Origin of the sequence: Arthrobacter sp. CAN_A2, from assembly GCF_015752045.1 — a bacterium.
Taxonomy (GTDB): Bacteria; Actinomycetota; Actinomycetes; order Actinomycetales; family Micrococcaceae; genus Arthrobacter_D.
Genome location: NZ_JADOUS010000002.1, coordinates 402,211 through 427,214 on the forward strand (window position 1 = coordinate 402,211; position 25,004 = coordinate 427,214).

Sequence of the window (25,004 nt, forward strand, 5' to 3'; positions counted from 1 at the left end):
CGGGAGCGCCTGCACCGACGGCCGGGACCGCGAGGTCCCGGCCGTCGTCATGTCCGGGGGTGGAGGGGGTGCGCTAGAGCCAGTCGTTCCGCTTGAAGGCCCAGTACAGGCCGCCGCCCATCGCGACCATGAGCAGCAGCGCGAACGGATAGCCGAGCATCCAGTGGAGCTCGGGCATGGTGTCGAAGTTCATGCCGTAGATCGAGGCGATCAGGGTCGGTGCGAAGAGGATCGCCGCCCAGGAGGAGATGCGCTTGACCTCCTCGCCCTGCCGGAGCGACGTCTCCGTCAGGCGTGTCATCTCCTCGTTCTGCCGCTGGGCCACGAGGGTGGAGTGGACCGTCAGGGCGTTCTGCAGCAGCGTGCGGAACGTGTTGACGCGCTCGACGACGCGGATCACGTGGTCCTGCACGTCCCGGAGGTTCCGCGCGAGTTCGTCGTCCATCCGGTACTTGTCGGACCCCCGGAGCAGGGCGTCCATCATGGCCTGCAGGGGCTGGGTGGCGCGCTGGAACTCGATGACCTCGCGGTGCAGTTCGTAGATCCTCCGCGTGACGTCCGGCGCTCCCCCGAACAGTTCGTTCTCGATCTCGTCGATGTCGTTCTCGAGGCCGTGCACCACGGGCCCGTACTCGTCCACCACCTGGTCGAGCATCGCGTACAGGACGGCCTGCGGGCCCGTGGAGAGCAGCTCCGGGTCCGCCTCGAGCCGGCGGCGGACGATCCCGAGGTCCGGGGATTCGGCGTGCCGGATGGTGACCACGAAGTCCTGGCCGATGAAGATGTGCAGCTCGCCGAACTCCACCTTCTCCTCGGCGTCGAGGTAGCGGGCCGGCCGCAGCACCACGAACAGGGTGTCGCCGTAGCGCTCGAGCTTCGCGCGCTGGTGCCCGTTGGTGGCGTCCTCGACGGCGAGGGGATGCAGGCCGAACTCGGTCTCGACCGCCCGGATCTCGTCCCGCTCGGGCCGGTAGAGGCCGATCCACCCCATGCCGCCGCTGTCCCGCATCAGCTCGAATGTCTGGTCCAGGGTCTCCGGGTTGATGCGCTTCCTGCCGCCGACGTAGACGGCGTTCGCGACCAGCGGCATGTCAGGCGCCGGCCCGGTCGGAGCCCGCAGCATCGCCGGCAAGCCCGGCGAGGGTCTCGATGAGGAGCCTGCGCTCCTCCCCCTTGATCCGCTCGTGCAGCGTCTCCTCGGTGTCTCCGGGCAGCACGGCGACGGCGGCCTGGGCGAGGATGGGCCCCGTGTCCACGCCCGCGTCGGCGATCATGACGGTGCAGCCCGTCACCTTCACGCCGTAGGCCAGGGCGTCGCGGACGCCGTGGGCGCCCGGGAAGCTCGGCAGGAGCGCCGGGTGGGTGTTGAGGTAGCGGTCGGGGAACGCATCGAGGAAGTGCTGGTCGACGATCCGCATGAACCCCGAGGACACCACGTAGTCCGGCTCGTACGCGGCGACGGCCCCGGTGAGGGCGCGGTTCCAGTCCGCCCGTTCCCCGTACTGCCGGAAGTCCACCTCGAACGTCGGGATCCCGGCCGCTGCCGCACGCCGGATGCCGCCCGTACCCGGGCGGTCGGCCCCGACCGCGGCGATGGTGACGGCGAGACGGCCCTCGGCGACGGCGTCGATCACGGCCTGGAGGTTCGATCCGGAGCCGGAAACGAGGACGACGATACGCATGACTCAACCTTAGGGTCTCGCCTCGCCTAGGGTTGAACCATGGCAAGGCGAGGAACCACGAAGCAGCAGGACACCGACCAGGCCGGACCGCGAGGTCCCGGGACCGGGCCGAAGGCACCGGACGACCCCGCGACGGCGCGTACCGCGTCCGCCAAGTTCTGGCTGCGCCTGTTCCTCCTGGCACTGCTGGGTGCGTCGCTGACCAGCAGCCTGGTGCTGCCGTGGAAGGTGCTCGCGCTCGTCCTGGCGCTGTTCGCCCTCGCCGCCGGCGTCGTCGGACTCGTCAAGGCCATCGGCGCGGGACTCCCCCGCTTCGTCGTGCTCGCGACGTCCCTCGGCCTGGCAGCCGCCCTGTTCCTCACGGCGGGTACCGCCGCGTCGGTGCTCCTCTGGCCCATCACCCGGACCTACGAGGACTGCATGTCCCGCGCGCTGACCCTGCAGGCGCAGAGCGACTGCGAGGACGGCCTGCGGAGCCTCGACGGGTTCGGCGGCGCGTAGGGCTCAGCGCCGCCGTGGCTCCCGCTCGAGCAGGGGTGCGAGGGCGTGCCCGAGCAGGGCGCCGACCGCCACCTCCAGTGCGAACCACAGGCCGACCGCCAGCGGGTCGGGCCCCAGGTCGGTGAAGCGGCCCAGACCGAGCGAGGCGCGGGAGAGGAGGGCGACGGCGGCGCCGCCCAGCCCGGCCGTGATGCCGATGAGTCCGGCGAGCGCGAGGGTCGACGCCGTCGCGGTGAGCCATCGCCTGCTGCTGTGCAGCACGAGCCATTCGTCGAAGTGGTTCTCGCCCTCACGGAAGAACCACCAGCCCGCGAGGAGCCCGGCGAGGACCGGGATGGCCAGGGCCGCGTACCCGTACTCGAGCGGGCCGGCCGGGAGCGCGCCGAGGATGGGCAGGGCGGGCAGGGGGCCGACGGTGCTGGCCAGCGGCGTGAGGGAACTCCCCGTCCCGAGGGCGAAGCCCGCGCCCGTGGACCAGGCCATGGTCCACAGGGCGACGTTCGGCAGGAGCCCGAGCTGGAGCAGGGTGATGACGGACGCTCCGGCGATCCCGCCGTCGATGCGTTCGTAGATCGCGGCGATGCCCGCCCAGTTCAGCCCGATCGCGACGGAGAGCAGGGCAGCCGAGAGGCACGCGGCGACCAGCACGGCGACGAACCCCGAGCGGACGATCGACCAGGCGTAGGACCCCGCCCAGCGGGAGTGCTGACTGGCGCGGCCCACCCAGGCCGCGAAGTCCACGCCCACCAGGCGGCTCCAGGCGCCCGCCTCCCGGTAGGCGCCGGTGATCAGCCCGATCCCGGCGGACACGGGAGGGATCAGGGCGCCCGCCGCGAGCGGGACGGAGGCGTCCGGGGTCGTGGACACGTACGCGATGCCCGCGCCGATGGCCGCGTAGGTGATCAGGGCGCCGAGCAGCACCTGCCAGAGCTGGTCCGTGTAGGAGGCCCGGGCGAGGCGGCGCCCCGCACGCCAGGCGAGGAACAGCGGGACGAGCACCAGGCCGAGGGGGATGACGTGCAGCAGCCCCGACGACGCCTCGGCCCCGGCCACACCCGGCGGGAACTGCAGCACGAGGGGCACGCCGTGCATGACCAGCCAGCCCTGGCCGGCCAGGCGGGCGGCGGACTCCGCCGTCCGGTCCGCGAATCCGCCGGTGAACCACACGGCGGCGACCGGCAGCAGCACGAGCAGGGCCGAGATCACGGCGGCCTGTCCGAGTTCGAGCACCCCCTGGAGCCACAGGGGCATGGGAAGGGCACGGGGCTTGGTGGGGATTTTCATCCCTTCCATGGTGCCACCGGCACGAGCTCCCGGCGCCCACCGACGCGGGGTACACAGGGCGCGGGGGCGGCGCGGGGCGGCGCGGCGCTGCTCATCCGAAGATGTCGAGGAGGCCCTTGACCACGGCGAGGCCCGCACCGATGAACGCGATCACGATGACGAACAGGCGGGCCTGGTCGTCACGGACGAAGCGGCCGAGCTTCTCCCCGGCGAAGATGCCGGCCACGATGGCCAGTCCGATCGCGAGCCACATCCACGGCGCGAGGACAGGCGCCTGGGCCGGATCGAGGAGCAGTTTCGTGACGAGCGTGACCGTGCCGATGCAGACGAAGAAGGGCTGGAGTGTCGCGGCGAAGGGCCGCTGGGGCCAGCGCGCGAGGAGGGCGTAGGCACTGACGGCGGGACCGCCGACCCCGGCCATCGAGTTGGTGACGCCGGCGGCGAAGCCCGCGACCGCCTTCGGCGTATTGCCGCGCACCACGACGTCGGACCGCTGGAGCACCAGCGAGACGGTCAGTGCCACGAGGACCACGGCGCCGACCGTGACGGACAGCGGCGCGGACGGGAGGGCCACCGCGAGGAAGGACCCCGGGACGGACCCGAACAGGGAGGGGACGACGAGCCAGCGGAACATGCTCCAGTCGATGTCCTTCCAGACCCTGCCCACGATGATGGCCGAGGACACCACGCCGCAGAGGTTCACGAGGAGGACGCCCTCGTGCGGCCCGAGGATGATCACGAGGAACGGGGCGATCAGCAGCGCGAAGCCCAGGCCGGCGATACGCTGCGCGATGGCCCCCACGAGGATCGAGGCCAGCACGATGCAGAAGATGCCGAGAGTCACCCAGCCACAGTACGCCCAGGCAACCATCAAGTCGGTCCCGGGCCGCCCAGCACCCCGGCGGTACGCTGGGGCCATGACGGCCCTCACCACCGCACTGGCCACCGCCGACTGGCGCCGGCGCGTCTTCCGCCTCTACGGCGACGTGCGCGAGCACGCAGCGTCGGAGTCGCCCGAGGCCGCCCACGCCACGTGGCGGGACGGCCGCGACGAGCTGTTCCGCAGCCACCCGGCGTCGGCCCTCAAGGACCGCGCGAAGGAGTCCTTCGCAGGGCTCGCGGTGGCACCCTATGACCCGGCCTTCCGGTTCGAGGCCGAACTGGACGACGACGGCGCGGGCCAGGAGATGGACGTCGCGACCGGCACGGACGGCGTCGTGCCGTTCCGCCGACTCGGCAGCGTGCTGCTCCCCGGGCTCGGGAAGCTCGCCCTGTGGAAGCTCGGCTCCTACGGTGGTGGCCTGTTCCTCCCCCTGCGCGACGGCACGTCGGGCCGGCCCGGCGGCGCGTACGGCGGCGGGCGCTACGTGCTGGACACCGTCAAGGGCGCCCACCTGGGCGAGGGACTCGAGCCCTGGCGCCTCGTGGTGGACCTCAACTTCGCCTACAACCCGTCCTGCGCCTACGACGAGGAGTGGGCCTGCCCCCTGCCCGGTCCGGACAACCGGCTCGCGGACGACGTCCCCGTGGGCGAGCTCTACCGGGAGTACTGACCCCGGCACCGGACGGGGCCCCATTTCGCCGGACGTTCACCCCGCCGCCACGCCCCGGTGATCCGCCCGGCGCGTCCGCGGGCGAGGGTTGGGGCGTGAGGATAGCCATCGTCGCAGAATCGTTCCTGCCCCACATGAACGGGGTCACCCACTCGCTGCTCAAGGTGCTCGCCCACCTGCGCGCCCGAGGCGACGACGTGCTGGTGATCGCGCCGGCGTCGTCCCGGCTCGACGCACCGGCGCCGTCCCGGGTGGAGGGCTTCCCCGTCCACCTCCTCCCGTCCGTCGCCCTGTCGGGGTACGCCGACGTCCGGCTGGCCGCCGGGACGGTCACCCGCGTACGCCGCATCCTCGCCGCGTTCGGGCCCGACGTCGTCCATGTCGCCTCGCCGTTCGTCCTCGGCTGGCGCGCCGTGCAGGCGTGCGGGCAGCTCGGCATCCCCACGGTCTCCGTCTACCAGACCGAGGTGCCGGCGTACGCCGCCCGGTACGGCGTCCCCTGGCTCGAGCCGCTGCTGTGGCAGCGCGTCGAGAACATCCACGACGCCTCCACCCTCACCCTCGTGCCGTCCACCTTCGCGCTGGACCAGCTGCGGTCCCGCGGCGTGCAGCGGCTCAACCTGTGGCGGCGCGGCGTCGACACCGAACGGTTCTCGCCCACCCGGTACGACGCCGCATGGCGGGCGACCGTCGCGGAGCCGCACGAGCGCATCATCGGCTACGTGGGCCGGCTCGCGGCGGAGAAGCAGGTCGAGGATCTCGCCGTGCTCGACTCCCTGCCGGGGACACGGCTCGTGATCGTCGGCTCCGGGCCGCAGCGGGAGAGCCTCCGGGCCCGGCTGCCGAGGGCGCACTTCGCCGGGTTCCAGGGCGGAGCGGACCTCGCCCGCAGGCTCGCGTCCTTCGACCTCTTCGTCCACCCCGGCGAGTCCGAGACGTTCTGCCAGACCATCCAGGAGGCCATGGCGTGCGGCGTCCCGGTCGTCGCCGTAGGCCGGGGCGGCCCCCTGGACCTCGTGGACGCGTCGCGTACGGGCTGGACGTACACCCCCGGCGACCTGCAGGGCCTGCGCACCGCCGTCGTCGACCTCGTCGGCGACGACGCCAAGCGCCGCGCGTTCGGCCGGGCGGCGCGCGCCTCGGTCCAGGGGCGCACCTGGCCCGTCCTCTGCGAGCAGCTGGTGACCTACTACGAGAAGGCCATCACGGTGCAGGGACGCCGGGCCCAGCTCGCCGGCACCGGGGCCGCCGGCGTCACGGACAGGGCGCGGCGGGCACCCCGGCACGACTGATCCGCGGACCCGGAGGGCTGGACTCGGCTCCCCGGAGGCGGTATGGTGCGCAGTCGCAATCGCCACGCGTGCGCAGGCTCTATCATGGGAGCAAACCCACCCACTCTTCGGAGGTTCCGATTACAGACACGGCCGCCCAACACGACATCTACTTCGGCGCGCCCGAGCCGGAGAATGAAGCCGAGATCCTCGAGTCGGCGTCGCGCGCGGCGGTGGCCCGGCTCGAGGGCCGCCCGGACATCACGACCGTCAAACGGCGCTTCACCCTGATCAACCAGGACCGCACGCCGCACCAGGCGATGGTCGAGGACCTGCTGTTCATCCGGCGCGCGCTCGACGACGCCGGCATCGGGTTCCTGCTGGTGCGCGGCAACGACGAGCGGCCCGTGATCGCCGTGGACGTGGACGACCGCGAGAAGCTGCGCGCCGCGCTCGTCGAGGCCTGCCGGGACGAGCCGTTCTACTCCCGCACCGTCGACACGAAGCGCCGCACCACGCTGCTGGTGAGTGACGGGCACCTCTCGAGCAGCGGCAAGGCCCGCATCTTCCGCCTGTTCCGGCCGCGCATCGAACCCCTCGGCGGGCTCGCCTACGGCCCGTCCGCCGGCGTGCAGATCGAGCTGTGGGCCCTCGGCGACAGCGCCATCGAACTGCCGGTGGAGAACTCCCTCACGCGTCGCACCCTCCCCGCCGCCGAGGTAGTGCGCGGCGAGGTGGTACGGCACGGCCTCACCTGGCCGACGATCGACAACATGTTCGCCGACCACGCCACGGACATCGATTTCGACATCGACCTCGTCTTCTCCTGGGTGGACGGCAGCAGCCCCGAGTACCGTGCGGCGCGTGCCGCCCGCATGAAGGGCGTGGTGGTCGGTGAGGGCGACGACCACGAGGCGCGCTTCCGGCAGATCGACGAGCTCAAGTACGCACTGCGCTCCGTCTACATGTTCGCGCCGTGGGTCCGCCGGATCTTCATCGCGACGGACTCGGACCGCCCCGACTGGCTCGCCGACCACCCGTCCGTCACGTTCGTGCCCTCCGAGGAGCACTTCAAGGACCCGTCCGTCCTCCCGACGCACAACTCGCAGGCCGTCGAGGCGCAGCTCCAGCACATCCCGGGCCTCTCCGAGTACTTCCTCTACTCCAACGACGACATGTTCTTCGGCCGGCCCGTGGCCCCGGACATGTTCTTCTCCCCCGGGGGGATCACGAAGTTCATCGAGGCGGATACGCGCATCGGCCTGGGCGACAACGACGCCGAGCGCAGCGGCTTCGAGAACGCAGCCCGCGTGAACCGGCGCCTCCTGCACGAGCGGTTCGGCCGCATCACCACGCGGCACCTCGAGCACACCGCCGCCCCCCTCCGGAAGAGCGTCCTGCTGGAGATGGAGGCGGAATTCGCCGCCGAATTCGCGGCGACGGCGGCATCACGCTTCCGCGCCAAGGACAACATCTCGGTCACCAACTCGCTGTACCACTACTACGCACTGCTGACCGGCCGCGCCGTCACCCAGGAGATGGCGAAGGTGAAGTACGTGGACACCACCCTGCGGTCCGGGCTGAAGAGCCTGAACAAGATGCTGGACAAGCGCAACCAGGACTTCTTCTGCCTCAACGACGGCAGCTTCCCGGAGGTCCCGGACGACGAGCGGGCCCACCTCGTGACGGACTTCCTCGAGAAGTACTTCCCGGTCAAGGCCCCCTGGGAGATCTAGGAACCACCCCGAGGGGCGGGGTGCGTGCCAGACTCGCGCGATGCAGACCCTCCTGCCGTACCGATGCCGCGGCCAGCGCCCGGGTGCTGGACCAGGCGAGGCTCGGCAAGCAGCGCGTGGAGACCCTGCAGGTGCTGCGCGCCCTCGTCATCCCCGACTACGGGTGGCGGCAGCACCCCGCCATCCGCATGTGGATAGGCTACGTCCCGGCGCTGACCCTCTACGGCCTGGCCATGGTGGCCGAGGGGGTCTCGCGCGGTCACGCCGACTCGACGCACCGGCAGATCCTCGAGTTCGCACCGCACGTACTGGAACGGTCGGACGTGCCGGTGCCGCCATGGTTCGGGGACCCGGCGCTGCACGTGAGCCACCGGTCCAACCTCGTCCAGAAGGCGCCCGGGATCTACCGTGACCGGTTCCCCGGCGTCCCCGAGGACCTCCCCTATGTCTGGCCCCTGCCCGAACGCGAGCGCGTGCCCGCCGAGCCCGTCGGCCGGCGCCTGTGGGTCTGGCGTGCCGGTCGGCTTCACGCTGCCGGCGACACGGCGGGCGACACGGCGGGCGACGCCGTCGCGATCGCCGACCCGGAGGGCCTGCGGTTCCGGACCGGGCGCATGGGCCGGGTCGTCATGCACGAGGACGGGCTGGTGCGCACCGCCCGGCTGGATGGCTGGCTGCGGCGCTCCGACTTCGACCCGCCGGCCCTGCTGCAGGATCCGCGGACGCTCTTCGGCGTCGGCGTCCCCGGCGCACTGCACCCCTGATCCCGCCGCGTCCGACCCCCCGGCGCCGGGTCAGGCCGAGGTGAGCTGCCGGGCACGTCCGGCTTCGGGGATGATCACGCCGTGGGCCTCGAGCCGGCGCTGCGTCTCCTGGCGGGGGACCACCTCCCCCACCGTGGTGTGCCGCCCTGCGGGGACCACCGAGTGGACGATCGTCTCCTCGTAGACGTGGACGAGGTTGTAGGACTGCGCGCCGTCCCGGCCGCGCGTCCCCCCGCCGTCGAACATCAGGTCCTGCGTGTAGCACGTGGCACTCGCCACCGAGACGGGGACGCCGGCGAACATCGCCGTCGTCGAATAGTGCAGGTGCCCGGCGAGGATCGTGCGGACGTCCGAGCCGCGGACCACGCCGGCGAGCGAGCGCTGGTCCCGCAGTTCCACGAGCACCGCGAGGTCCTGGACGCTGGGGACCGGCGGGTGGTGCAGGGCGAGGATGGTCCCGTGCGGTGCGGGCACCTCCAGCTCGGCGGCGAGCCAGCGCAGCTGCCCGTCCGCGAGCTCGCCGTGGTGGTGCCCGGGGACGGTGGAGTCCAGGGTGATGATGCGCAGGCCGTCGATGAAGTGGACGGCGTCCACCGGCGCGTCCCCCCGTCCGCCCGGCACCCCGTCGAGGAGGCCCGCCCGGAAGGCCGCACGGTCGTCGTGGTTGCCCATCGCCCAGATGACCCTCGCCCCGAGCCGTTCCGCCGCGGGGTCCACGATCGCACGGAGCTTCGCATACGCGCCGGGTTCCCCCTTGTCCGCGAGGTCACCGGTGAAGACGATCGCGTCCGGCCGCGCACCGGACGCCTCGAGGTCGTCGAACACCTCCTGCAGCCTCTGCTCGCTGTCCACGGCCCCGTACAGCGGGGCGTCCCCGCCGAGCAGGTGCGTATCGCTCATGTGGAGGACGAAGTGCTGGGGCCGGGGGTGTTCTGCTGTCCGGGGGACCATGGGACCTTTTCCGATAGCTGGTGGGCACGCTGGCTTGTCTGCCATCAAAGCAGAAGGCCCTGCCCCGGTCCATGAACTCACGGCGGCACGGCGCGAAACATTCAGGAAACATGCGCCGCCGGGCACCGTCGAGTAGGGTCGCCCCGAGGCGGTGTTCACCGGGTCACCGAGGACCCGGCAGGCGGAGCACGAGGACAGGAGACCCGGCATGTGCGGACGATTCGTCATCGCGGGCAACAGGGCCGACCTCATCGACGCCTTCGACGTGGACGAGGCAGTCGAGGACGAGGTGCAGCCGTCGTGGAACGTGGCGCCGACCGACACCGTGCGGCTCGTCGTCGAACGGCTGGACCCGCACACGGGCGAACTGACGCGCCGGCTGGAATCGGCTCGCTGGGGCCTGATCCCCTCCTGGGCGAAGTCGGCGTCCGTGGGAGCACGGATGATCAACGCCCGCAGCGAGACCCTGCTGGAGAAGCCCTCCTTCCGGGCCGCCGCGCTCAAGCGCCGGGCGATCGTCCCCGCGGACGGGTACTACGAGTGGCGGAAGAACGACGACGGCTCGAAGACCCCGGTCTACCTGCACGGCCCGGACGGGTCCCTCCTGGGCTTCGCCGGTCTCTACGAGTTCTGGCGCGACCCGGCGACCGCGTCCCCGGAACACCCGCAGGGGGAATGGGTGGTCAGCTGCACCATCATCACCCGGCCGGCGAGCGACGCCCTCGGCGAGATCCACGACCGCACGCCGGTGATCCTGCCCCCGGAGCTGCGCGGCGACTGGCTGGATCCACGCAACGACTCCCGGCCGGCGGTGCAGGAACTGCTGGACGCCATCCCGGACCCCCACCTGGTGCCGCGCCTGGTCGGACACCGTGTCGGGTCGGTGCGCAACGACGGACCCGACCTCATCGACCCCCTCCCCACGCCGCCGCCCGACGCCTAGGGTCGGAGGATGACGACGACCCGGACGGACGCGCGGTCAGGACGGCCGAGCACAGGCGCTCGCGGGCCACGGGTTCCCCTGGCTCGCGGGGGTGGAGTCGGCGGTCGCGCAGGCGACCGAGGTCGGCGGGCACCAGGTCGGCAGGCGCCGGCCTCGGGCCGGGTCGCCGCCGCCCGCCCGGGCAACGCGATACGCTGACCGCATGGGCTGGTTGAGGCGTCAGACGATGGTGGGCATCGCCCGCGGCACGGTGAAGCGCGGCGTGCTCACCCTGGTCACGGCGCAGGCGGTGGTCATCGCGGGGGTCGTCGCCGTGGACGTGTACCAGAGGAGCCGGCGCACCAAGCGCCCGGGCTTCCCGCAGCCGGGCACGTTTCACACCACGATCGCCGAGACGGAGACCACCGTCTTCACCTACGGCGAGGACCTCTTCGACGCGATGATCGCGGCCATCGACGCCGCCAAGGACCAGATCCTCCTGGAGACTTACATCTGGAAGGGCGACGAGGTCGGCCTGCGCTTCCGGGACGCCGTGAACCGGGCCGCGGATCGCGGCGTGGACGTCTTCGTCATCTACGACGGCTTCGCCAATCTCGTGGTCAACCCGTTCTTCTACGACTTCCACCCCGCCGTCAACACCTACCGGTTCCCGGTCATCCGTCCCGCGATCATCTTCACGAACATCCGGGGCACGGGTCTCGACCACCGCAAGGTCCTCGTGGTCGACGACGAGGTGGGGTTCGTGGGCGGCTACAACATCGGGACGCTGTACGCGACGAAGTGGCGTGACACGCACCTGGAGATCCGCGGACCGTCCGTCTGGGAGCTCCGCGAGGCGTTCGTCAGCGTCTGGAACATCCGGGCCATCCCGAAGCGGCCCGAACTGCCGGACCTCAGTGCCACCTACTGGGAGCCGCGGATCCGGGCGGTCAACAACGTCCCGGCCCTGCTGGTGTTCCCCATCCGCGGCGTCTACCTGGACGCGATCAACCGCGCCCACAAGCACATCTTCATCACCACCGCGTACTTCATCCCCGACCGGCAGATCCTCGATGCCCTGCTGCGCGCGAGCCGCCGGGGCGTGGACGTCCGGGTGATCCTTCCCGAGGATTCCAACCACGTGGTCTCCGACTGGCTGTCCCGGGGGTTCTACTCCTCGCTCATCAGCGCCGGTGTGAGGATCCTGCTGTACCAGAACTCCATGATCCATGCGAAGACCGCCACGGTCGACGGCGAGTGGAGCACGGTCGGCACGGCCAACATCGACCGCCTCAGCCTGACGGGCAACTACGAGATCAACCTCGAGATCTTCGACCGGGACCTCGCGGCGACGATGGAGGAGATCTTCGCGGTGGACTCCTCGAACAGTCGTGAGCTGACGCGGGAGGAGTGGGAGAGCCGCCACCTGGTGGCCCGCGCCAGCGAGATTATCCTCGCTCCGCTGCGTCCGTTCCTGTGACCCCGGCCGGCCCCCCGGGGCCCCGTCCGGGCCCGGCGAAACGCTCCAGGTAGCCGCGCTGCGAGGAGTCGACATGCCCGGCCATCAGCCGCCCGGCCTCGGTCTCGTTCCCGGCGTCGATCGCGGCGATGATGAGGCGGTGCTCGCCCCAGGACTGCTTCCCCCGATGGTCGACGTCGGCCGCGTACAGCCACTCGATCTTGCCGGAGATCTGCCGGAGCAGGGCGGCCAGCGACGGGCTGCCGCCGAGTTCCGCGACACCGAGGTGGAAGCGGATGTTCAGGTCGGGCAGCTCCGCGAGGGCGTCGGCCGCGACGGCGCGGTCGCCGTCGTCGAGGACGTCCGTGAGCGCCCGACGCGCCGACCACCACTCGGTGTCCGGCGCGTCGGCCCCGAACTGTGCTTCGGCACGGCGGGCCGCGCGCCGCGCGATCGTGGCCTCGATGACCCCCCGCACGGCGAACAGGTCCTCGGCGTCGTCGAGCGGGATGGCCGCCACGGTGGACCCGGCGTAGGGGCGCGACTCGACGAACCCCTCCGCCTCGAGAGCCCGCAGCGCCTCCCGCACGGGCACGCGGGAGACGCCGTACTTCGTCGCGAGCGCTGCCTCGGTGACGCGGGTGCCGGGCGCCAGGACCCCGAAGATGATGTCGTGGCGGACGGCGTCGAGGACGCGCTGCGGCGCCCCGGCGTCCTGGTCAGGCCGCAACTGGCGCGCCCGGGACGGTCGCGTGGAGCTCCGGGACGGTCTCAGCGTCCTGCAGCATAGCCCTGTGCTCCCCGCGGATTGGCCGCGGCGGACAGCACGCCGGTCGCGTGGTCCCGGGTCACGGAGGAGAGGCGGCCGAGCGCCCAGTCCCCCGCCCGCGTGATGATGTGGCCGCGGCGTTCGAGGTCCGCGATGAGCTCCTCGCCCAGCCGGTCCTCGACCACGGCGCCGCCCGGCTCCCAGGTGCGCGGCCAGAACGATCCCGGGATCGACGTGGTGTGGAGGGACGGTGCGTCGATGGCCTGCTGCGGCGTGTAGCCGCCCACGATGGTCCGCAGGATGTAGAGCAGCTGCCACTGGTCCTGCTGGTCGCCGCCGGGTGAGCCGAGGGCGACGACGGGCCTGCCGTCCTTCAGGACGAGCGTCGGGGTGAGCGTGGTGCGGGGCCGCCTGCCGGGCTCGAGCGTCGACGGTCCGCCCTCCTCGAGCCAGGTCATCTGGAGCCGCGACCCGAGGCAGAACCCGATCTCGGGGATGGTCGGCGAGGACTGCAGCCAGCCTCCGCTGGGCGTCGCGGAGACCATGTTCCCGGCCGCGTCGACGACGTCGATGTGGCACGTGTCGCCGCGCGTCTCACCGCTGCGGGCCACCGTGGGTTCGCCGACGCCGGCGAACCCGCTGCCGCCGGCGGGCGGCGTGTAGTCGGTGCGCAGCGGCGGCGTGAAGGGGCTGCGCCCGGGGACCGTCCCGGGCCGGAAGTCGAGGGAGGCCTCGTCGCCGATGAGCGCGCGCCGCCCGGCGGCGTACTCCTCGGAGAGCAGGTACTCCATCGGGACGTCGGCGTCCCCGTAGTAGGCCTCGCGGTCGGCGATGGCCAGCTTCTGCGCCTCGAGGATGGTGTGCGCGCCGATCGCCGTGGACGGGTCGAGCCGCTCGTCGTCGAATCCGTCGAGGATCGCGAGGGTCTGCAGCAGGGCCGGGCCCTGGCCCCACGGCCCGGTCTTCGCGATGGTGTACCCGCGGAACTCGAAGGTGGTGGCCTCCTCATAGCCCGCCTCGAAGCCCGCGAAGTCCTCGAGCGTCAGCACGCCGGCGTGGTCGAACCCCGAGGAGTGCCGGTGCGGTGTCCGGACGAACTCGACGGCGGCCTGGGCCACGAGCCCGGTGCGCCACTCGAGCCGCGCCGCGTCGATCCGCCCGGTCCTCGTGTCGGCGTCGGACCCGGCGTCGACGAGGGACGCGAGCACGCGGGCGTACGCCTCGTTGCGGATCAGCTCCCCCTCGCGCGGCGGCCTGCCCTCGGGCATCCACAGGGCGGCCGACGTGGGCCAGTGCTCGGTGAAGAGGTCCGCCACGGCGGCGATCGTCGCCCCCACGCGGCCGAGGGCCGGGTGTCCGTCACGGGCGTACCCGACGGCGAAGGCGAGGACGTCCTCGAGTTCCCACGTGCCGTGGTCGCGGAGCAGGATCAGCCAGGCGTCGACGGCGGCGGGCACCGCGGCGGCGAGGGCACCCGCACCGGGGACCAGTTCGAGGCCCTCGGCGACGTAGTGCTCGCGGGTGGCCGCGGCCGGCGCCGGACCCTGGCCCATGAGGACGACCGGGCGGCCCGGCTCCTCCGCCGTGGCGAAGACGCCCGTCATGTCACCGCCGGGCCCGTTGAGGTGCGGCTCGACGACGTGCAGGACGAACGCCCCGGCCACGGCGGCGTCGAAGGCGTTGCCGCCGCGCTCCAGGACGGCCTGCGCGGAGGCGGTGGCCAGCCAGTGCGTCGACGCACTCATCCCGAACGTGCCCTGCAGCGTGGGACGGGTGGTGAAGGTGGGAGGAAGCGTGTACGTCATCGGATCACTTTCGGAGGGGAATCGACGGTGCGCGACCGTGGTCGCGGGACTGTCTGCATTGAATACAATCGACACTCCAAGGATAAGCTTCGTATACATTCTCTCAAAGCTGTGACAGAAGGACATCATCGTGACGAAGAACCGGGTGGCGACGGACCGCCTCCATCTGTGGCTCATGCTCATCCTGACATTCTCCACCGGGGTGATCGACGCCGTCGGCTACCTGGGGCTCGATCGCGTCTTCACGGGCAACATGACCGGCAACGTGGTCCTGCTCGGCATGGCCTTCGCGGGCGGCGCCGACCTGCCGATCCTCCGGCCGGCGCTGGCCCTCGTCTTCTTCATGCTGGGCGCCGCACTGGCCGGCCGGGCCCTGCGGAAGGCGCACGAGGGGTGGTCCGGCCGCACCTCGGGCATGCTCCTCGCGGTGACCGTCGGCCTGACCGCGCTCTCCGTGTATGTCGCACTCGTCGATGTGACCGCCGAGGAGCTCCTCGGCAGCATCACGACGTCGGTGCTCGCCACCGTGATGGGCGTGCAGGCCGCGACCGCCAAGCGCCTCAAGGTCGCCGAGATCACCACCGTCGTCGTCACCTCCACCATCACGGGCCTCGCCTCGGACTCCCGCCTCGCCGGGGGGAAGAGCCCCTTCTGGGCACGCCGTGCCTCCGCGATCGCACTGATCATGGCCGGCGCCGTGGTGGGCGCCCTGACCCTGAGGGTCGACCTCTGGCTCGGCATCGCGGTGTCGGCACTCCTCTCCGCCGTCGTCACGCTCCTCGGGCACCTCCGCCACCGACAGGACGTGAGGGACGGCGACCCGGAGAATGTCGGGGAAGCCGCACTACGGTAGACGCATGGGACAGGTTGAGCAGCAGTTCGCATTCCACCGGCTGGCACTCTCGTGGCCTCGGCACCGCTGGTGGAAACCGCTCCTCACCGCCCTGCTCGGCGGCGTGTTCTACGTCGTCTTCGTCCTCATGGTCCTGGTCACGGGGCTCGCGCTCGCCAGCCTCACACCCGCCGGCGTCGGACCCTACTTCGATTCCCTGGCGGTGCTGGATCTCAGCAACCCGGTGATGTTCGCCTTCACCCTCGTCTCCCTGATCCTCATGATCCCCGCACTGGCCCTGGCCGCCCTGATCATGGGGCCTCGGCCGATCGGCCTGCTCTCGTCCGTGGCCGGCCGTCTGCGGTGGCGGTGGCTCGCGGTCTGCGCAGGCGTCTCGGTCGCCGTGTTCCTCGTGAACCTCGCCCTCTCCTTCGGGGTCGGCGCGCTCTTCCCGGCGGCGGCGGAACCGGCGCCCGTGCCGCCGGAGACCTCCACCCTGCTGATCCTGCTGGCCCTGTCCATCTTCGCCGTCCCCTTCCAGGCCGCCGCCGAGGAGTACGTGTTCCGCGGATTCCTGATGCAGGCCATCGGCAGCTGGCTCCGCCACCCCGCCTTCGCGATCCTGCTCCCCGTGCCGCTCTTCGTCCTCGGCCACGGCTACGATCCGCTCGGCCAGGCCGATGTGGCGGTCTTCGCGATCTTCGCGGGCTGGATCACCTGGCGGACCGGTGGACTGGAGGCGGCGATCGCGGTGCACGCGGTCAACAACATGACCATCTTCATCCTGGGAGCCTTCGGCCTCGTGGATGTGAACTCCACCGAGGGGTCGCTGAGCGGACTCGTCCTGTCCGCCGGGACCATGGCCGTCACCGCCGTGATCATCGTCCGTCTGGCGGACCGGCGCGGCGTCGCCCGTACACGGACCGTCGCCCCGTGGCCGGCACTGGAGCCGATGCGCCCGGTCCCGGGCGGGCCCCTCCCGACCGACCGCTGACGGCCGACCGCTGATGGCCGACCGCTGACGACCGACCGCTCGGGGGCTATGCTCCCCGATGTGTCCTCCCCCGTCCTCGTCACCGGCGCCACCGGCACCGTGGGCCGGCCCCTGGTGGCGGCCCTGCGTGCCCTCGGCGTGCCGGTGCGCCCTGCAAGCCGGCGCGGGACGGACCCCGAGGGGGTCGCCTTCGACTTCGGCGCTCCGTCCACGTGGCCGTCGGCCTTCGACGGCGTGAGCACCCTGTTCCTCGTCCGGCCGCCGCACATCGCGAATGTCGCGCGGGACATGGTGCCGTCCCTCGTGGAGGCACGCCGCCGCGGCGTGCGGCACGTCGTGCTGCTCTCCGTCCAGGGCGCCGACCGCGTGCCGGTCCTGCCGCATGCCCGGCTGGAGCGGTGGCTCCGGTCCTCGGGCATGTCCTGGACCTTCCTCCGACCGTCGTACTTCGACCAGAACCTCAGCACCGTGTTCGCGGCCGACATCCGCGACCATGACCGCATCCTCGTCCCGGCCGGCGCGGGCCGGACGGCCTTCGTGGACGCCCTCGACGTCGCGTCCGTCGCCGCCGCCGTGCTCCGCGAACCGGGCCTCCACCGCGGGCGGGCCTGGTCCCCGACGGGCCGCGAGGCGCTCACCTACTCGGAGGTGGCCCGGATCCTGTCGGAGGTGCTCGGCCGGCCGGTCACGTACCGCGACCCCGGCATCCTCGGGTTCTTCCGGCACGCCCGCACGGACCTCGGCATGGACGCCCCCATGGCCGTGACCACCACGGTCATCCACGCCACCGCCCGGCTGGGCGTCGCGAAGCACCTCACGGACGACGTGCGGCTCGTCACGGGGCGGGAGCCGGCGTCCTTCCGGTCCTTCGTCGACCGGGAGCGGGCGGCCTGGGAGCGGCCGGGCGCGTGACGGGGCCGCGTCCCGCCGCCCTGGCCCTTCGCCCCGTCCCCGCCTCAGGCCTCGACCCGCAGCCCCATGCCCTCGGCGAGGAAGGGAGCCAGCATCAGGAGCTGGTGTTCGTCGATGGTGGCGCCCCGCAGCCCGTCGAGGCCGTTGATGCCACGGAAGCTGCTCGTGCGGAGATCCGTGTCCGTCAGGCGGGCGCCGTCGAGCGTGAGGGTGCCGATCGTGCAGTCCCGCAGCGCCACGCGGGTGGCCCGGGCGCCGGTGAGGTCCAGTTCGCCGATGATGCATCCACTCACCAGGACGTCCGTCAGCTGTGCGCTGCGCAGGTTCACGTAGTCGAGCTTCCCGCCGTCGAGGTGGACGCCGTCGAGCCTGCTGTCGTACAGCTCCGCCGAACCCCACCGGGTGCTCCGCAGCGAGGTCCGGCGCCAGGTGCTGCGCGGGGCCCGGAGGACCGGGGCGAAGAGGTCCGCGAAGCAGCACCCGATGAAGCGGGCACCGCGCAGTTCGGTGTCGTTCAGGGACGCGCCGTCGAGCACGCACTCCTGCAGGGTGATCCCGGCCAGGTCCTCGCCGTCGAGCACCGGCCCCTCGTACTGCTCGCCCTCCCGGTGATCGCCGTCGAGGAGATCCGGCGCAGCAACGCGCGTGAGGCCCCTCGGCGGCTGCAGGGCCAGGCGTGGCGCGTTCGTCGTGGTACGCGTGGGGCGCGGGGGCATCGCTGGATCCGTTCGTCGGGTCGTCCGGCCGCACGTGGCGGCAACCGGACCTCAATCCAAGCACCGAACGCCCGGGCAGTCCCGCCGGCGCCACCGCCTGCCGCGGCGGTGACCGTGCTCTACTGGGGCATTCGTCGATCCAGGGGGAGGACAACCGATGACCGGCAACCACCCGCAACCCAATGACGATCCACGGTACGAGGGCATCTACCAGCGGGGTGGTGCCAACGACGCGGCAGCGAGGACCGGATCACCGGCTCCCGGCGCTCCCGCCCTGCCGCCCGTCGCGGAGCAGTACGCCGCGGCGTTCAGCGCGGTGCAGACCGGGCCCTACTCAGCGCCCTGGTTCACGCACGCCGGCATGGCCGCCCCGGTGCTGCTGCTGCTCGGGGTCGCCACCGCCGTCGTCCAGCTCTTCGTGCTCTCGATCCGCCACACGCTGACTGCACGCTGACCGGCTGCTGACCGACTGCTGACCGACTGCTGATCGGGTGCTGATGTGTCGCTGGCTGTCTGCCGATCGGATGCAGGGCGCGGCCCCCGTAGTGTGGAGGGCATGGAATCGCCGATCGAGAGCTACCTGAAGACCATCCACCGGGAGATCTCCGAACTGAGGGACGGCAAGCCCTACAGCACCATCCCGGCGATGGCGAACGTGGACCCCGACAACTTCGGGATCTGCCTGACCACGGTGGACGGCTACATGTACGAGGTGGGTGACACCCGCGAGGAATTCACCATCCAGTCCATCTCGAAGCCCTTCACCTACGGGCTGGCGCTCTCCGACCTCGGCATGGAGGCCGTGGACGCGAAGGTGGACGTCGAGCCGTCCGGGGACACGTTCAACGAGATCTCCCTCGCGCCCGGGAGCGGCCGGCCCTCGAACGCGATGATCAATGCCGGCGCGCTCACGGCCACGTCCCTCATCCGGACGCGGGGCGGCAACACGCGCTTCAAGCGCATCCTCAGCACCTACTCGCAGTTCGCGGGCCGCCAGCTGGGCGTCGACGAGGAGATCTTCCGCTCGGAGCTCGAGCACGGCCACCGCAACCGCGCGCTCGCCTACCTGCTGCGGTCCTTCGACATCATCGAGGACGATCCGACGCCGGTCATCGAGGACTACTTCCGCCAGTGCTCGGTCATGGTCAACTGCATGGACCTCTCGGTCATGGCCGCCACGCTCGCGAACTCGGGGCGCAACCCGCTCACGGGCGTGGAGGTGATGGACCTGCTCGCCGTCGAGCGCGTCCTGTCCGTCATGACCACGTGCGGCATGTACGACGACGCCGGGTCCTGGATCAGCACCGTGGGCATGCCCGCCAAGAGCGGTGTGGCCGGCGGGACGATCGCCGTCTTGCCCGGCCAGGTGGGCCTCGCCATCTACTCGCCTCCCCTCGACGAGCACGGCAGCAGCGTGCGCGGCATGGCCACGAGCCAGCGGCTGTCCCGTGACATGGAGCTGCACTTCGTCCGGGCCGCGCGGGCCGGCAAGTCCGCCATCCGTGCCACCTACGACATCCTGGCCGCGCCGTCGGGCATCCGGCGCACCGACGAGGCGATGGACGTCCTCCGCGACCACGGCCACCAGGCGAGGGTGATCGAACTCAACGGCGACCTGCTCTTCGCGGGCACGGAATCCATGGTGCGTGAACTGAGCGGGCTCGACGACGACGTCGACTTCGTGATCCTCGACCTGCGCCGCGTCGACGAGGTCGCCGACGTCTCCCTCCGCCTGCTCGGGGATGCGCGGGAGAACCTGGCCGAAGTGGGCTGCGACCTCGTGCTGATCGACGGCGAGGGCACCCTCGCGGAGACCTTCAAGGACGTGGACCGTCCCGTCCCCACCTTCGACACGCGCACCGGCGCCGTGGAGTGGTGCGAGAACGAACTCATCACGCGGTACGGCGGGGACCTCCTGCTGCCCTCGAAGGTCGAGGTGTCCCAGTGCCCGGCACTGAGCCCCCTCAGCGACGAGGACGTGGCGGCCCTGACGCTGCGCATGGAGGACCGCTCCTACGAGAAGGGCCACGTGGTGCGGCGCGTGGGGCAGGCCTTCGGCGGCGTCTACTTCATCCTCTCGGGCAAGATCGTCACATCGGCGCCCGGGCCCTCCGGCGAACGCCTCAAACTGACCACCCTGAGCGCCGGCATGACCTTCGGTGAGCTGGCGCTCGGCAGCGACGACCGCCAGGAGACCACCGTCAAGGCGCTGGAGGACGTGCACGTGAAGGTGCTCACGGCCCAGGCCATCCGGACCATCGAGAAGGAGGACCCTCCCCTCGCCGTCGAACTCTGGAAGGCGCTCACCCGGGACGCCTACACGCGCGTGGACCTGTACCTGCGTGAGACCGCCGTGCGCATCCGCGACTAGGCTGGTGCGATGACGGTGCTGATAGCGGGCTGCGGGGATCTCGGGACCGAGGTGGGGCTGCGACTGGCCGCACGGGGCGAGCGCGTGGTCGGATGGCGCCGCTCGGCGGACCTCCTCCCCGCCGCGATCGAGGGCGTGGCGGTCGACCTGACGCAGCACCCCCTGCCGCCGATCCCGCCGGACACCGACGTCGTGATCATCGCCACCGCCGCCGGGGACCGCACCGAGGCCGCCTACCGCAGCGCCTATGTCGACGCGACCCGCACCATCCTCGCCGCCCTCGAGCGCGACGGCGTGACGCCCCGGCGGATCCTCTTCGTCTCCTCCACCGCGGTGTACGGGGACTTCGACGGCGCACTCGTCACCGAGGAGTCACCCGCGGAGAGCACGGCGCCCACGGCCCGGCTGGTCCGGGAAGCCGAGCAGGTGCTCCTCGAGGGCTCGGACCAGGGGACGGTCCTCCGACTCTCGGGCATCTACGGCCCCGGCCGCACCCGCCTGATCGACCAGGTGCAAAGTGGACGCGCGGTCCTGCCCGTGGAACCGCAGTGGACCAACCGGATCCACCGCGACGACGCCGCGGCCGCGATCGTGCACCTGGTCACCGGGGTCCCCTCCCCCGCACCGATCTACCTCGGCAGCGACGAGCTGCCCGTGGATCTCGGCGAGGTGCTGAGGTTCCTGGCCGCCGAGCTGGACCTGCCGGAACCGCCGCAGGGCGATTCGGCGTCGAGCCGGGGCGGTGCCCGCCGCGTGGACAGCAGCCTCCTCCGCGCGACCGGCTTCACCTTCACCTATCCGACCTACCGCGAGGGCTACCGGGCGGTGCTCGCCGGCCAGGGGGTCAGGCACCCCTAGGCGAGGCGGCCGCCGCGGCCGAACGCGCGCGCGCCGTGAGGCGTCCCAGCCGCACGAGCGACCACCCGAAGATGCTCACCACGAGCAGGTTCCGCAGCGTCAGCAGGACGGCGACCGCCGGGGCGAGGTCGTAGCGCAGGGCGTCGTAGAACACGGGGTAGACGAGGGTGGTCAGTGCTGCGGTCGCGAGCATCGCGATCGCCGGGTAGCGCCACTCCGCCGCACGGTCCAGCACGAGGCCCGCGGCGATCGTCGCCGTGATCCACAGCATGAACTGCGGCGAACCCACCTTGTTGAACACCACGAGGGTGCTGACGAGGGCCAGCGACCCGGTGGCGAGCAGCGCGCTCGGCTCGGCACCGCGGTGCAGGGCGATCGCGAGGAACACGGCGACCAGGAGCAGCGTGAGGGCGAGCAGCGGTGACATCAGGTCCCCCACCAGTCCGCTCAGCGCACCCCGGACCTCCATGGTGTTGATGACCTCGTCCTCGAAGAAGTACGCGCCGGAGGTCCCCGTGATCGCCTGCCACACGCCCGGCGTGCTGAGCGGCGCCTCGAGCTGCATGCCGCGGGCGCCCTGGGCGCTCAGGAATCCGGTGAGGTTGCGGACGTCGCCGAACACCGCCACCACGACGGCGATGCCCGCCGTGAGCGCCGCGCCCGCGGCGAGGATCCGGAGCCGTCCCCCGCGGACGACGACAAGGGCGGCGAGCACCACGGCGGCCGGCCACACCTTCATCCACGTGGCGGCGCTGAGCAGGAGGGATGCGGCGAACGGGCGGGCGGCGACGATCAGCAGTGCCGTGATGACGAGGGGGGCGGTCAGGCCGTCGATCCTGCCCACGGCCACCGGCCCGAGGAGCGCGGTGGCGGCGAGCCACCAGTAGGCGGCGGTGAACGACGACGGCGTGCCCCGCCGGATCAGGGCGGCGACGCCGACGGCGTTGAGGCCCGCGAAGAGCACGAACCAGGCGAGCTGGTACAGGTAGGGCCCGAACAGCGCGGCCACGAGCATCGGGGCGAGGCCGCCGACCGGGTAGACCCACGCCGTGTCGATGCCCTGCCACACGCCGTCGTCCAGGGCCTGGTACGCCCACTGACGGTAGAAGCGGACGTCGCTGAGCACTCCCCCGCCGATGATGAAGGGCAGCAGCCGCGCGAGGAATCCGGCGTGGACGAGGGCGAAGAACAACCAGACCGAGCGGGCACTGTTGCGGGTCTCCGGGCGGGGCGGGCGGATGCGCACGGGTGGCTCCTGATCGGGGGTGGCGGCAGCGGTAATCGTCTCACCCGCCGCGTGGACGGCGCCAATCACCGGCGGCCCGCGCCGTCACCTGCCCACGCTAGCTCGAGGGGACGTACCCGAGCGCCTTGTCGACGACGCCGGGCAGCGGCCGGCCCTCCAGGTAGAGCAGGAAGTTCCGTTCGAACTGCGCGGCGAGGTCGTCCAGCCAGGAATCGGCGTTGCTCGCCAGGTGCGGGGTGACGAGGACCGTCGGCAGGGACCACAGCGGATGGTGCGGCGGCAGCGGCTCGACGGCGAAGGTGTCCAGCACGGCGCCAGCGATCCTCCCGTCCGCGAGGGAGCGGACGAGCGCCTCCTCGTCCACGAGCCGGCCCCGGCCCACGTTGATCACGACCGCCGAGGCCGGCAGCGCGCCGATGACCTCGGCGCTCACGAGGTTCTCGGTGGCCGGGGTGAGGGGTGCCACGAGGACGAGCCAGTCGACCTCGCGCACCACCCGTGCGAGGTCGGCGGAGGCATGGATGCGGCCGAAGTCGTCGTCGTGCCCGACGGCGGTGCGGCCCGCCCCCTCGACGTGCACCCCGACGGCGCGGAGGAGCCGCGCCGTGTGGCGGCCGATGCTGCCCGTGCCCACGACGAGCGCGCGGGTCCCGGCGATGTTCCGGCCCTCGCGCCACGTCCACCGGGCGGCCCGCTGCTGATCGCGCAGCGGGCCGAAGCCCTTCGCGGAGTGGAGCATGGCGCCGAGGACGTACTCCGCCATCGGCTGGTCGAAGACGCCGTGCGCGTTCGTGACGACGACGTCGGAGGCCACGAGCCCGGGGAACAGGAGCTTGTCCACGCCGGCCGCGGCGACGTGCAGCCAGCGCAGGGATCCTGCGGCATGCCACGCGGCGGGCAGCGCCCCGGAGAAGTAGTCCCACAGGTAGAGCACGTCGGCGCCCTCGAGCGCGCGGTCGAGGTCGGCGGCCTGCGCGACCCTCACCTCGGCGAGCCCGGCGACACGCTCGAGCCCCCGCACCGGCCGTGCTCCCTCGAGCACGGCCACCACGGGGCGCTCACGCACCGGACTGCTCGGGGCTGTGACCGAGGGGCCCTGCTTCCGTCGTCGTCACCCCGGGGCCCTCGGGCGGGCCGGCGACGGCCCCCGCGCCCCGCTCCGGCCTGTTCTCGGTGGAGAGGTCACGGAGGTAGCGGAGCACCACGATCGCGACCGCCGTCGTCGGGACCGCGAGGAATGCGCCGATGAGCCCGAACAGGGTGCCGCCCACGGTCACGGAGGCGAGGACAACGGCGGGATGGATCTCGAGCGTGCGGCCCACCAGTAGCGGCTGGATGAAGTTGCTCTCGAGCTGCTGGACCAGCACCACGAGTCCGAGCACCAGCAGGGCGCTCACCCAGCCGTACGCGAGGAAGGCGACGAGGGTGGCCACGAGGCCGGACACGATCGCCCCGACCACGGGGATGAAGGCGGAGAAGAACACGAGCACGGCCAGCGGGATGGCGAGCGGGATGTCCAGCAGCACGAGGCCGAGCCCGATGAAGAGGGCATCGACGAGCGCGACGGTGGCCTGGGCGAAGATGTAGGAGGAGAGGGTCTTCCAGGTCCCGCTGGCGATCGTCGAGGCGTGGCCGAAGGCGGCGGAGTTCGTCCAGCGGGACGCCCACGGCATGAACCGGTCGCCGTCCTTGAGGCAGAAGAACGTGAAGACGAGAGCCAGCAGCACGACGACGGTCAGGGACGTCAGCTCGCTCAGCCCGGCCGTGATCCCGGTGACGACGTTCCCGACGTTCGCCTGGAGCTGGGTCAGGGCGGTGTCGACGACCTCGTCGAGGCTGGCCGCGTCGAAGTTCAGTGGCGGCCCGGCGACGAAGTCGACGAGATCGGCGACGTTGTCGCGGGCCAGGACGGAGAGCTCGGCGATGCCGCCCGCGATCGCGGGGATGGTCGCCGCCCCGATGCCGACGACGACCCCGAGGAAACCGACCAGCGTCACGAGGGCCGCCAGGACCTTCGGCAGGCCCCTGCGCAGGAACCGATTGACGGGCCAGAGCACGGAGGCGAGGAGCAGCGCGAACAGGGTGGGCAGCACGATCGACCACAGCGCCCCGGTGACGTACCAGAGGACCACCAGGCCCGCGAGGACGATCAGCGCCCGGGCGGTCCAGACGGCACTGACGCGCAGCCCGTCGGCGAGCGCGCGGGGGCGGAAGCGGCGGGCCACGGTGGACCCGTGCGGCTCGGCTCCCTGGCTGCCGTGGCCGGTGGGGGTGCCGGTGTCGGTGGGGGTGCCGGTGTCGGTGGGGGTGCCGGTGTCGGCGGGGGTGTCGTTCCGGCCGCCAAGGCTCTCGGGGTTCTCGCGTGTCACGTAGCCATC

24 protein-coding genes are annotated in these 25,004 nt (G+C 71.9%); 13 read left to right on the forward strand and 11 right to left on the reverse strand.

The features are described 5' to 3' along the window. Positions 1-73 precede the first annotated feature (73 nt). Both corA and purN read right to left on the reverse strand, forming a co-directional pair. Positions 74-1,090 (reverse strand): magnesium/cobalt transporter CorA, encoded by a 1,017-nt coding sequence (gene corA, locus IWX63_RS03980; protein WP_199276823.1) that lies wholly within the window; start codon positions 1,088-1,090, stop codon positions 74-76. Position 1,091: 1 nt separating this feature from the next. Continuing rightward, entirely contained in the window at positions 1,092-1,682 is a 591-nt protein-coding gene (purN, locus tag IWX63_RS03985) for a phosphoribosylglycinamide formyltransferase (protein WP_199276824.1), read from the reverse strand. 39 nt (positions 1,683-1,721) lie between these two features. On the opposite strand from purN, the gene IWX63_RS03990 reads away from it, so the two are divergent. Continuing rightward, the gene (locus IWX63_RS03990) at positions 1,722-2,183 is read left to right on the forward strand and encodes a hypothetical protein (RefSeq protein ID WP_199276825.1); all 462 of its coding nucleotides are present in this window, start codon (positions 1,722-1,724) and stop codon (positions 2,181-2,183) included. A 3-nt stretch (positions 2,184-2,186) separates the two neighbouring features. Here IWX63_RS03990 and IWX63_RS03995 read toward each other — a convergent pair whose 3' ends face one another. Beyond that, positions 2,187-3,467 (reverse strand): cell division protein PerM, encoded by a 1,281-nt coding sequence (locus IWX63_RS03995; protein WP_199276826.1) that lies wholly within the window; start codon positions 3,465-3,467, stop codon positions 2,187-2,189. A gap of 91 nt (positions 3,468-3,558) precedes the next feature. Next, complete coding sequence (locus IWX63_RS04000; RefSeq protein WP_334685610.1) at positions 3,559-4,311, reverse strand: sulfite exporter TauE/SafE family protein; 753 nt, start codon at positions 4,309-4,311, stop codon at positions 3,559-3,561. Positions 4,312-4,384: 73 nt separating this feature from the next. Here IWX63_RS04000 and IWX63_RS04005 point away from each other — a divergent pair, with 73 nt between their 5' ends. The 4 genes from IWX63_RS04005 to IWX63_RS04020 all read left to right on the forward strand — a co-directional run bounded on the left by IWX63_RS04005 (position 4,385) and on the right by IWX63_RS04020 (position 8,791). After that, complete coding sequence (locus tag IWX63_RS04005; RefSeq protein WP_199276828.1) at positions 4,385-5,020, forward strand: DUF1684 domain-containing protein; 636 nt, start codon at positions 4,385-4,387, stop codon at positions 5,018-5,020. Between the two features lie 95 nt (positions 5,021-5,115). Beyond that, a complete protein-coding gene (locus IWX63_RS04010) occupies positions 5,116-6,312 on the forward strand; it encodes a glycosyltransferase family 4 protein (RefSeq protein WP_199276829.1) in 1,197 nt (398 codons plus the stop codon). 299 nt (positions 6,313-6,611) lie between these two features. Further along, positions 6,612-8,027 carry a stealth family protein gene (locus IWX63_RS04015; protein WP_442859093.1) on the forward strand — a complete coding sequence of 472 codons (1,416 nt, stop codon included), beginning with the start codon at positions 6,612-6,614 and terminating at the stop codon, positions 8,025-8,027. Between the two features lie 83 nt (positions 8,028-8,110). Beyond that, a complete protein-coding gene (locus tag IWX63_RS04020; protein WP_334685611.1) occupies positions 8,111-8,791 on the forward strand; it encodes an MSMEG_6728 family protein in 681 nt (226 codons plus the stop codon). Positions 8,792-8,821: 30 nt separating this feature from the next. Here the strand turns inward: IWX63_RS04020 and IWX63_RS04025 are convergent, their stop codons facing one another. Further along, positions 8,822-9,691, reverse strand: a complete 870-nt coding sequence (locus IWX63_RS04025; protein WP_334685612.1) for a phosphodiesterase — start codon at positions 9,689-9,691, stop codon at positions 8,822-8,824. A 259-nt stretch (positions 9,692-9,950) separates the two neighbouring features. Between IWX63_RS04025 and IWX63_RS04030 the strand changes: the two genes are divergently transcribed. Further along, positions 9,951-10,685: an SOS response-associated peptidase gene (locus IWX63_RS04030; RefSeq protein WP_199276832.1), complete on the forward strand. Its 735-nt coding sequence runs from the start codon at positions 9,951-9,953 to the stop codon at positions 10,683-10,685. Between the two features lie 202 nt (positions 10,686-10,887). Then, positions 10,888-12,144: a phospholipase D-like domain-containing protein gene (locus tag IWX63_RS04035; protein WP_334685613.1), complete on the forward strand. Its 1,257-nt coding sequence runs from the start codon at positions 10,888-10,890 to the stop codon at positions 12,142-12,144. On the opposite strand, the gene IWX63_RS04040 is transcribed toward IWX63_RS04035, so the two are convergent. Together IWX63_RS04040 and IWX63_RS04045 are read right to left on the reverse strand one after the other, a co-directional pair. Then, positions 12,113-12,853, reverse strand: a complete 741-nt coding sequence (locus tag IWX63_RS04040) for a GntR family transcriptional regulator (RefSeq protein ID WP_199276833.1) — start codon at positions 12,851-12,853, stop codon at positions 12,113-12,115. The genes IWX63_RS04035 and IWX63_RS04040 overlap by 32 nt on opposite strands. A 41-nt stretch (positions 12,854-12,894) precedes the next feature. Then, on the reverse strand, positions 12,895-14,697 hold the full coding sequence (locus tag IWX63_RS04045; RefSeq protein ID WP_199276834.1) for a gamma-glutamyltransferase family protein: 1,803 nt from the start codon (positions 14,695-14,697) through the stop codon (positions 12,895-12,897). 130 nt (positions 14,698-14,827) lie between these two features. Between IWX63_RS04045 and IWX63_RS04050 the strand changes: the two genes are divergently transcribed. From IWX63_RS04050 to IWX63_RS04060, 3 genes are read left to right on the forward strand one after another with little or no spacing between them, the layout of a single operon-like run. Then, the gene (locus tag IWX63_RS04050) at positions 14,828-15,550 is read left to right on the forward strand and encodes a YoaK family protein (protein ID WP_334685614.1); all 723 of its coding nucleotides are present in this window, start codon (positions 14,828-14,830) and stop codon (positions 15,548-15,550) included. A gap of 4 nt (positions 15,551-15,554) precedes the next feature. Further along, positions 15,555-16,523: a CPBP family intramembrane glutamic endopeptidase gene (locus tag IWX63_RS04055; protein ID WP_199276835.1), complete on the forward strand. Its 969-nt coding sequence runs from the start codon at positions 15,555-15,557 to the stop codon at positions 16,521-16,523. A gap of 60 nt (positions 16,524-16,583) precedes the next feature. Then, positions 16,584-17,435 carry an NmrA family NAD(P)-binding protein gene (locus tag IWX63_RS04060; protein ID WP_199276836.1) on the forward strand — a complete coding sequence of 284 codons (852 nt, stop codon included), beginning with the start codon at positions 16,584-16,586 and terminating at the stop codon, positions 17,433-17,435. A 44-nt stretch (positions 17,436-17,479) separates the two neighbouring features. On the opposite strand, the gene IWX63_RS04065 is transcribed toward IWX63_RS04060, so the two are convergent. Continuing rightward, positions 17,480-18,151 (reverse strand): pentapeptide repeat-containing protein, encoded by a 672-nt coding sequence (locus tag IWX63_RS04065; RefSeq protein WP_199276837.1) that lies wholly within the window; start codon positions 18,149-18,151, stop codon positions 17,480-17,482. A 157-nt stretch (positions 18,152-18,308) separates the two neighbouring features. On the opposite strand from IWX63_RS04065, the gene IWX63_RS04070 reads away from it, so the two are divergent. The 3 genes from IWX63_RS04070 to IWX63_RS04080 all read left to right on the forward strand — a co-directional run bounded on the left by IWX63_RS04070 (position 18,309) and on the right by IWX63_RS04080 (position 21,380). Next, complete coding sequence (locus IWX63_RS04070) at positions 18,309-18,605, forward strand: hypothetical protein (protein ID WP_199276838.1); 297 nt, start codon at positions 18,309-18,311, stop codon at positions 18,603-18,605. Between the two features lie 102 nt (positions 18,606-18,707). After that, entirely contained in the window at positions 18,708-20,522 is a 1,815-nt protein-coding gene (glsA, locus tag IWX63_RS04075; RefSeq protein WP_199276839.1) for a glutaminase A, read from the forward strand. A 9-nt stretch (positions 20,523-20,531) separates the two neighbouring features. After that, positions 20,532-21,380, forward strand: coding sequence for an NAD-dependent epimerase/dehydratase family protein (locus IWX63_RS04080; RefSeq protein WP_199276840.1), 849 nt, complete (start codon positions 20,532-20,534; stop codon positions 21,378-21,380). On the opposite strand, the gene IWX63_RS04085 is transcribed toward IWX63_RS04080, so the two are convergent. The 3 genes from IWX63_RS04085 to IWX63_RS04095 all read right to left on the reverse strand — a co-directional run bounded on the left by IWX63_RS04085 (position 21,367) and on the right by IWX63_RS04095 (position 24,995). Next, complete coding sequence (locus tag IWX63_RS04085; RefSeq protein ID WP_199276841.1) at positions 21,367-22,626, reverse strand: glycosyltransferase 87 family protein; 1,260 nt, start codon at positions 22,624-22,626, stop codon at positions 21,367-21,369. The two genes, IWX63_RS04080 and IWX63_RS04085, sit on opposite strands and share 14 nt — an antisense overlap. A gap of 97 nt (positions 22,627-22,723) precedes the next feature. After that, positions 22,724-23,692, reverse strand: a complete 969-nt coding sequence (locus IWX63_RS04090) for a D-2-hydroxyacid dehydrogenase (protein WP_199276842.1) — start codon at positions 23,690-23,692, stop codon at positions 22,724-22,726. Then, entirely contained in the window at positions 23,685-24,995 is a 1,311-nt protein-coding gene (locus IWX63_RS04095) for an AI-2E family transporter (protein ID WP_199276843.1), read from the reverse strand. Before IWX63_RS04095 ends, IWX63_RS04090 begins: the two co-directional genes overlap by 8 nt. Positions 24,996-25,004: the final 9 nt, after the last annotated feature.

What these genes read in the sequence shown, in the direction of transcription:
- corA (WP_199276823.1), bottom strand. Translation starts at nt 1,090, where the DNA reads ATGCCGCTGGTCGCGAACGCCGTCTACGTCGGCGGCAGGAAGCGCATC.
- purN (WP_199276824.1), bottom strand. Translation starts at nt 1,682, where the DNA reads ATGCGTATCGTCGTCCTCGTTTCCGGCTCCGGATCGAACCTCCAGGCC.
- IWX63_RS03990 (WP_199276825.1), top strand. Translation starts at nt 1,722, where the DNA reads ATGGCAAGGCGAGGAACCACGAAGCAGCAGGACACCGACCAGGCCGGA.
- IWX63_RS03995 (WP_199276826.1), bottom strand. Translation starts at nt 3,467, where the DNA reads ATGAAAATCCCCACCAAGCCCCGTGCCCTTCCCATGCCCCTGTGGCTC.
- IWX63_RS04005 (WP_199276828.1), top strand. Translation starts at nt 4,385, where the DNA reads ATGACGGCCCTCACCACCGCACTGGCCACCGCCGACTGGCGCCGGCGC.
- IWX63_RS04015 (WP_442859093.1), top strand. Translation starts at nt 6,612, where the DNA reads ATGGTCGAGGACCTGCTGTTCATCCGGCGCGCGCTCGACGACGCCGGC.
- IWX63_RS04025 (WP_334685612.1), bottom strand. Translation starts at nt 9,691, where the DNA reads ATGAGCGATACGCACCTGCTCGGCGGGGACGCCCCGCTGTACGGGGCC.
- IWX63_RS04030 (WP_199276832.1), top strand. Translation starts at nt 9,951, where the DNA reads ATGTGCGGACGATTCGTCATCGCGGGCAACAGGGCCGACCTCATCGAC.
- IWX63_RS04035 (WP_334685613.1), top strand. Translation starts at nt 10,888, where the DNA reads ATGGGCTGGTTGAGGCGTCAGACGATGGTGGGCATCGCCCGCGGCACG.
- IWX63_RS04045 (WP_199276834.1), bottom strand. Translation starts at nt 14,697, where the DNA reads ATGACGTACACGCTTCCTCCCACCTTCACCACCCGTCCCACGCTGCAG.
- IWX63_RS04055 (WP_199276835.1), top strand. Translation starts at nt 15,555, where the DNA reads ATGGGACAGGTTGAGCAGCAGTTCGCATTCCACCGGCTGGCACTCTCG.
- IWX63_RS04065 (WP_199276837.1), bottom strand. Translation starts at nt 18,151, where the DNA reads ATGCCCCCGCGCCCCACGCGTACCACGACGAACGCGCCACGCCTGGCC.
- IWX63_RS04070 (WP_199276838.1), top strand. Translation starts at nt 18,309, where the DNA reads ATGACCGGCAACCACCCGCAACCCAATGACGATCCACGGTACGAGGGC.
- glsA (WP_199276839.1), top strand. Translation starts at nt 18,708, where the DNA reads ATGGAATCGCCGATCGAGAGCTACCTGAAGACCATCCACCGGGAGATC.
- IWX63_RS04080 (WP_199276840.1), top strand. Translation starts at nt 20,532, where the DNA reads ATGACGGTGCTGATAGCGGGCTGCGGGGATCTCGGGACCGAGGTGGGG.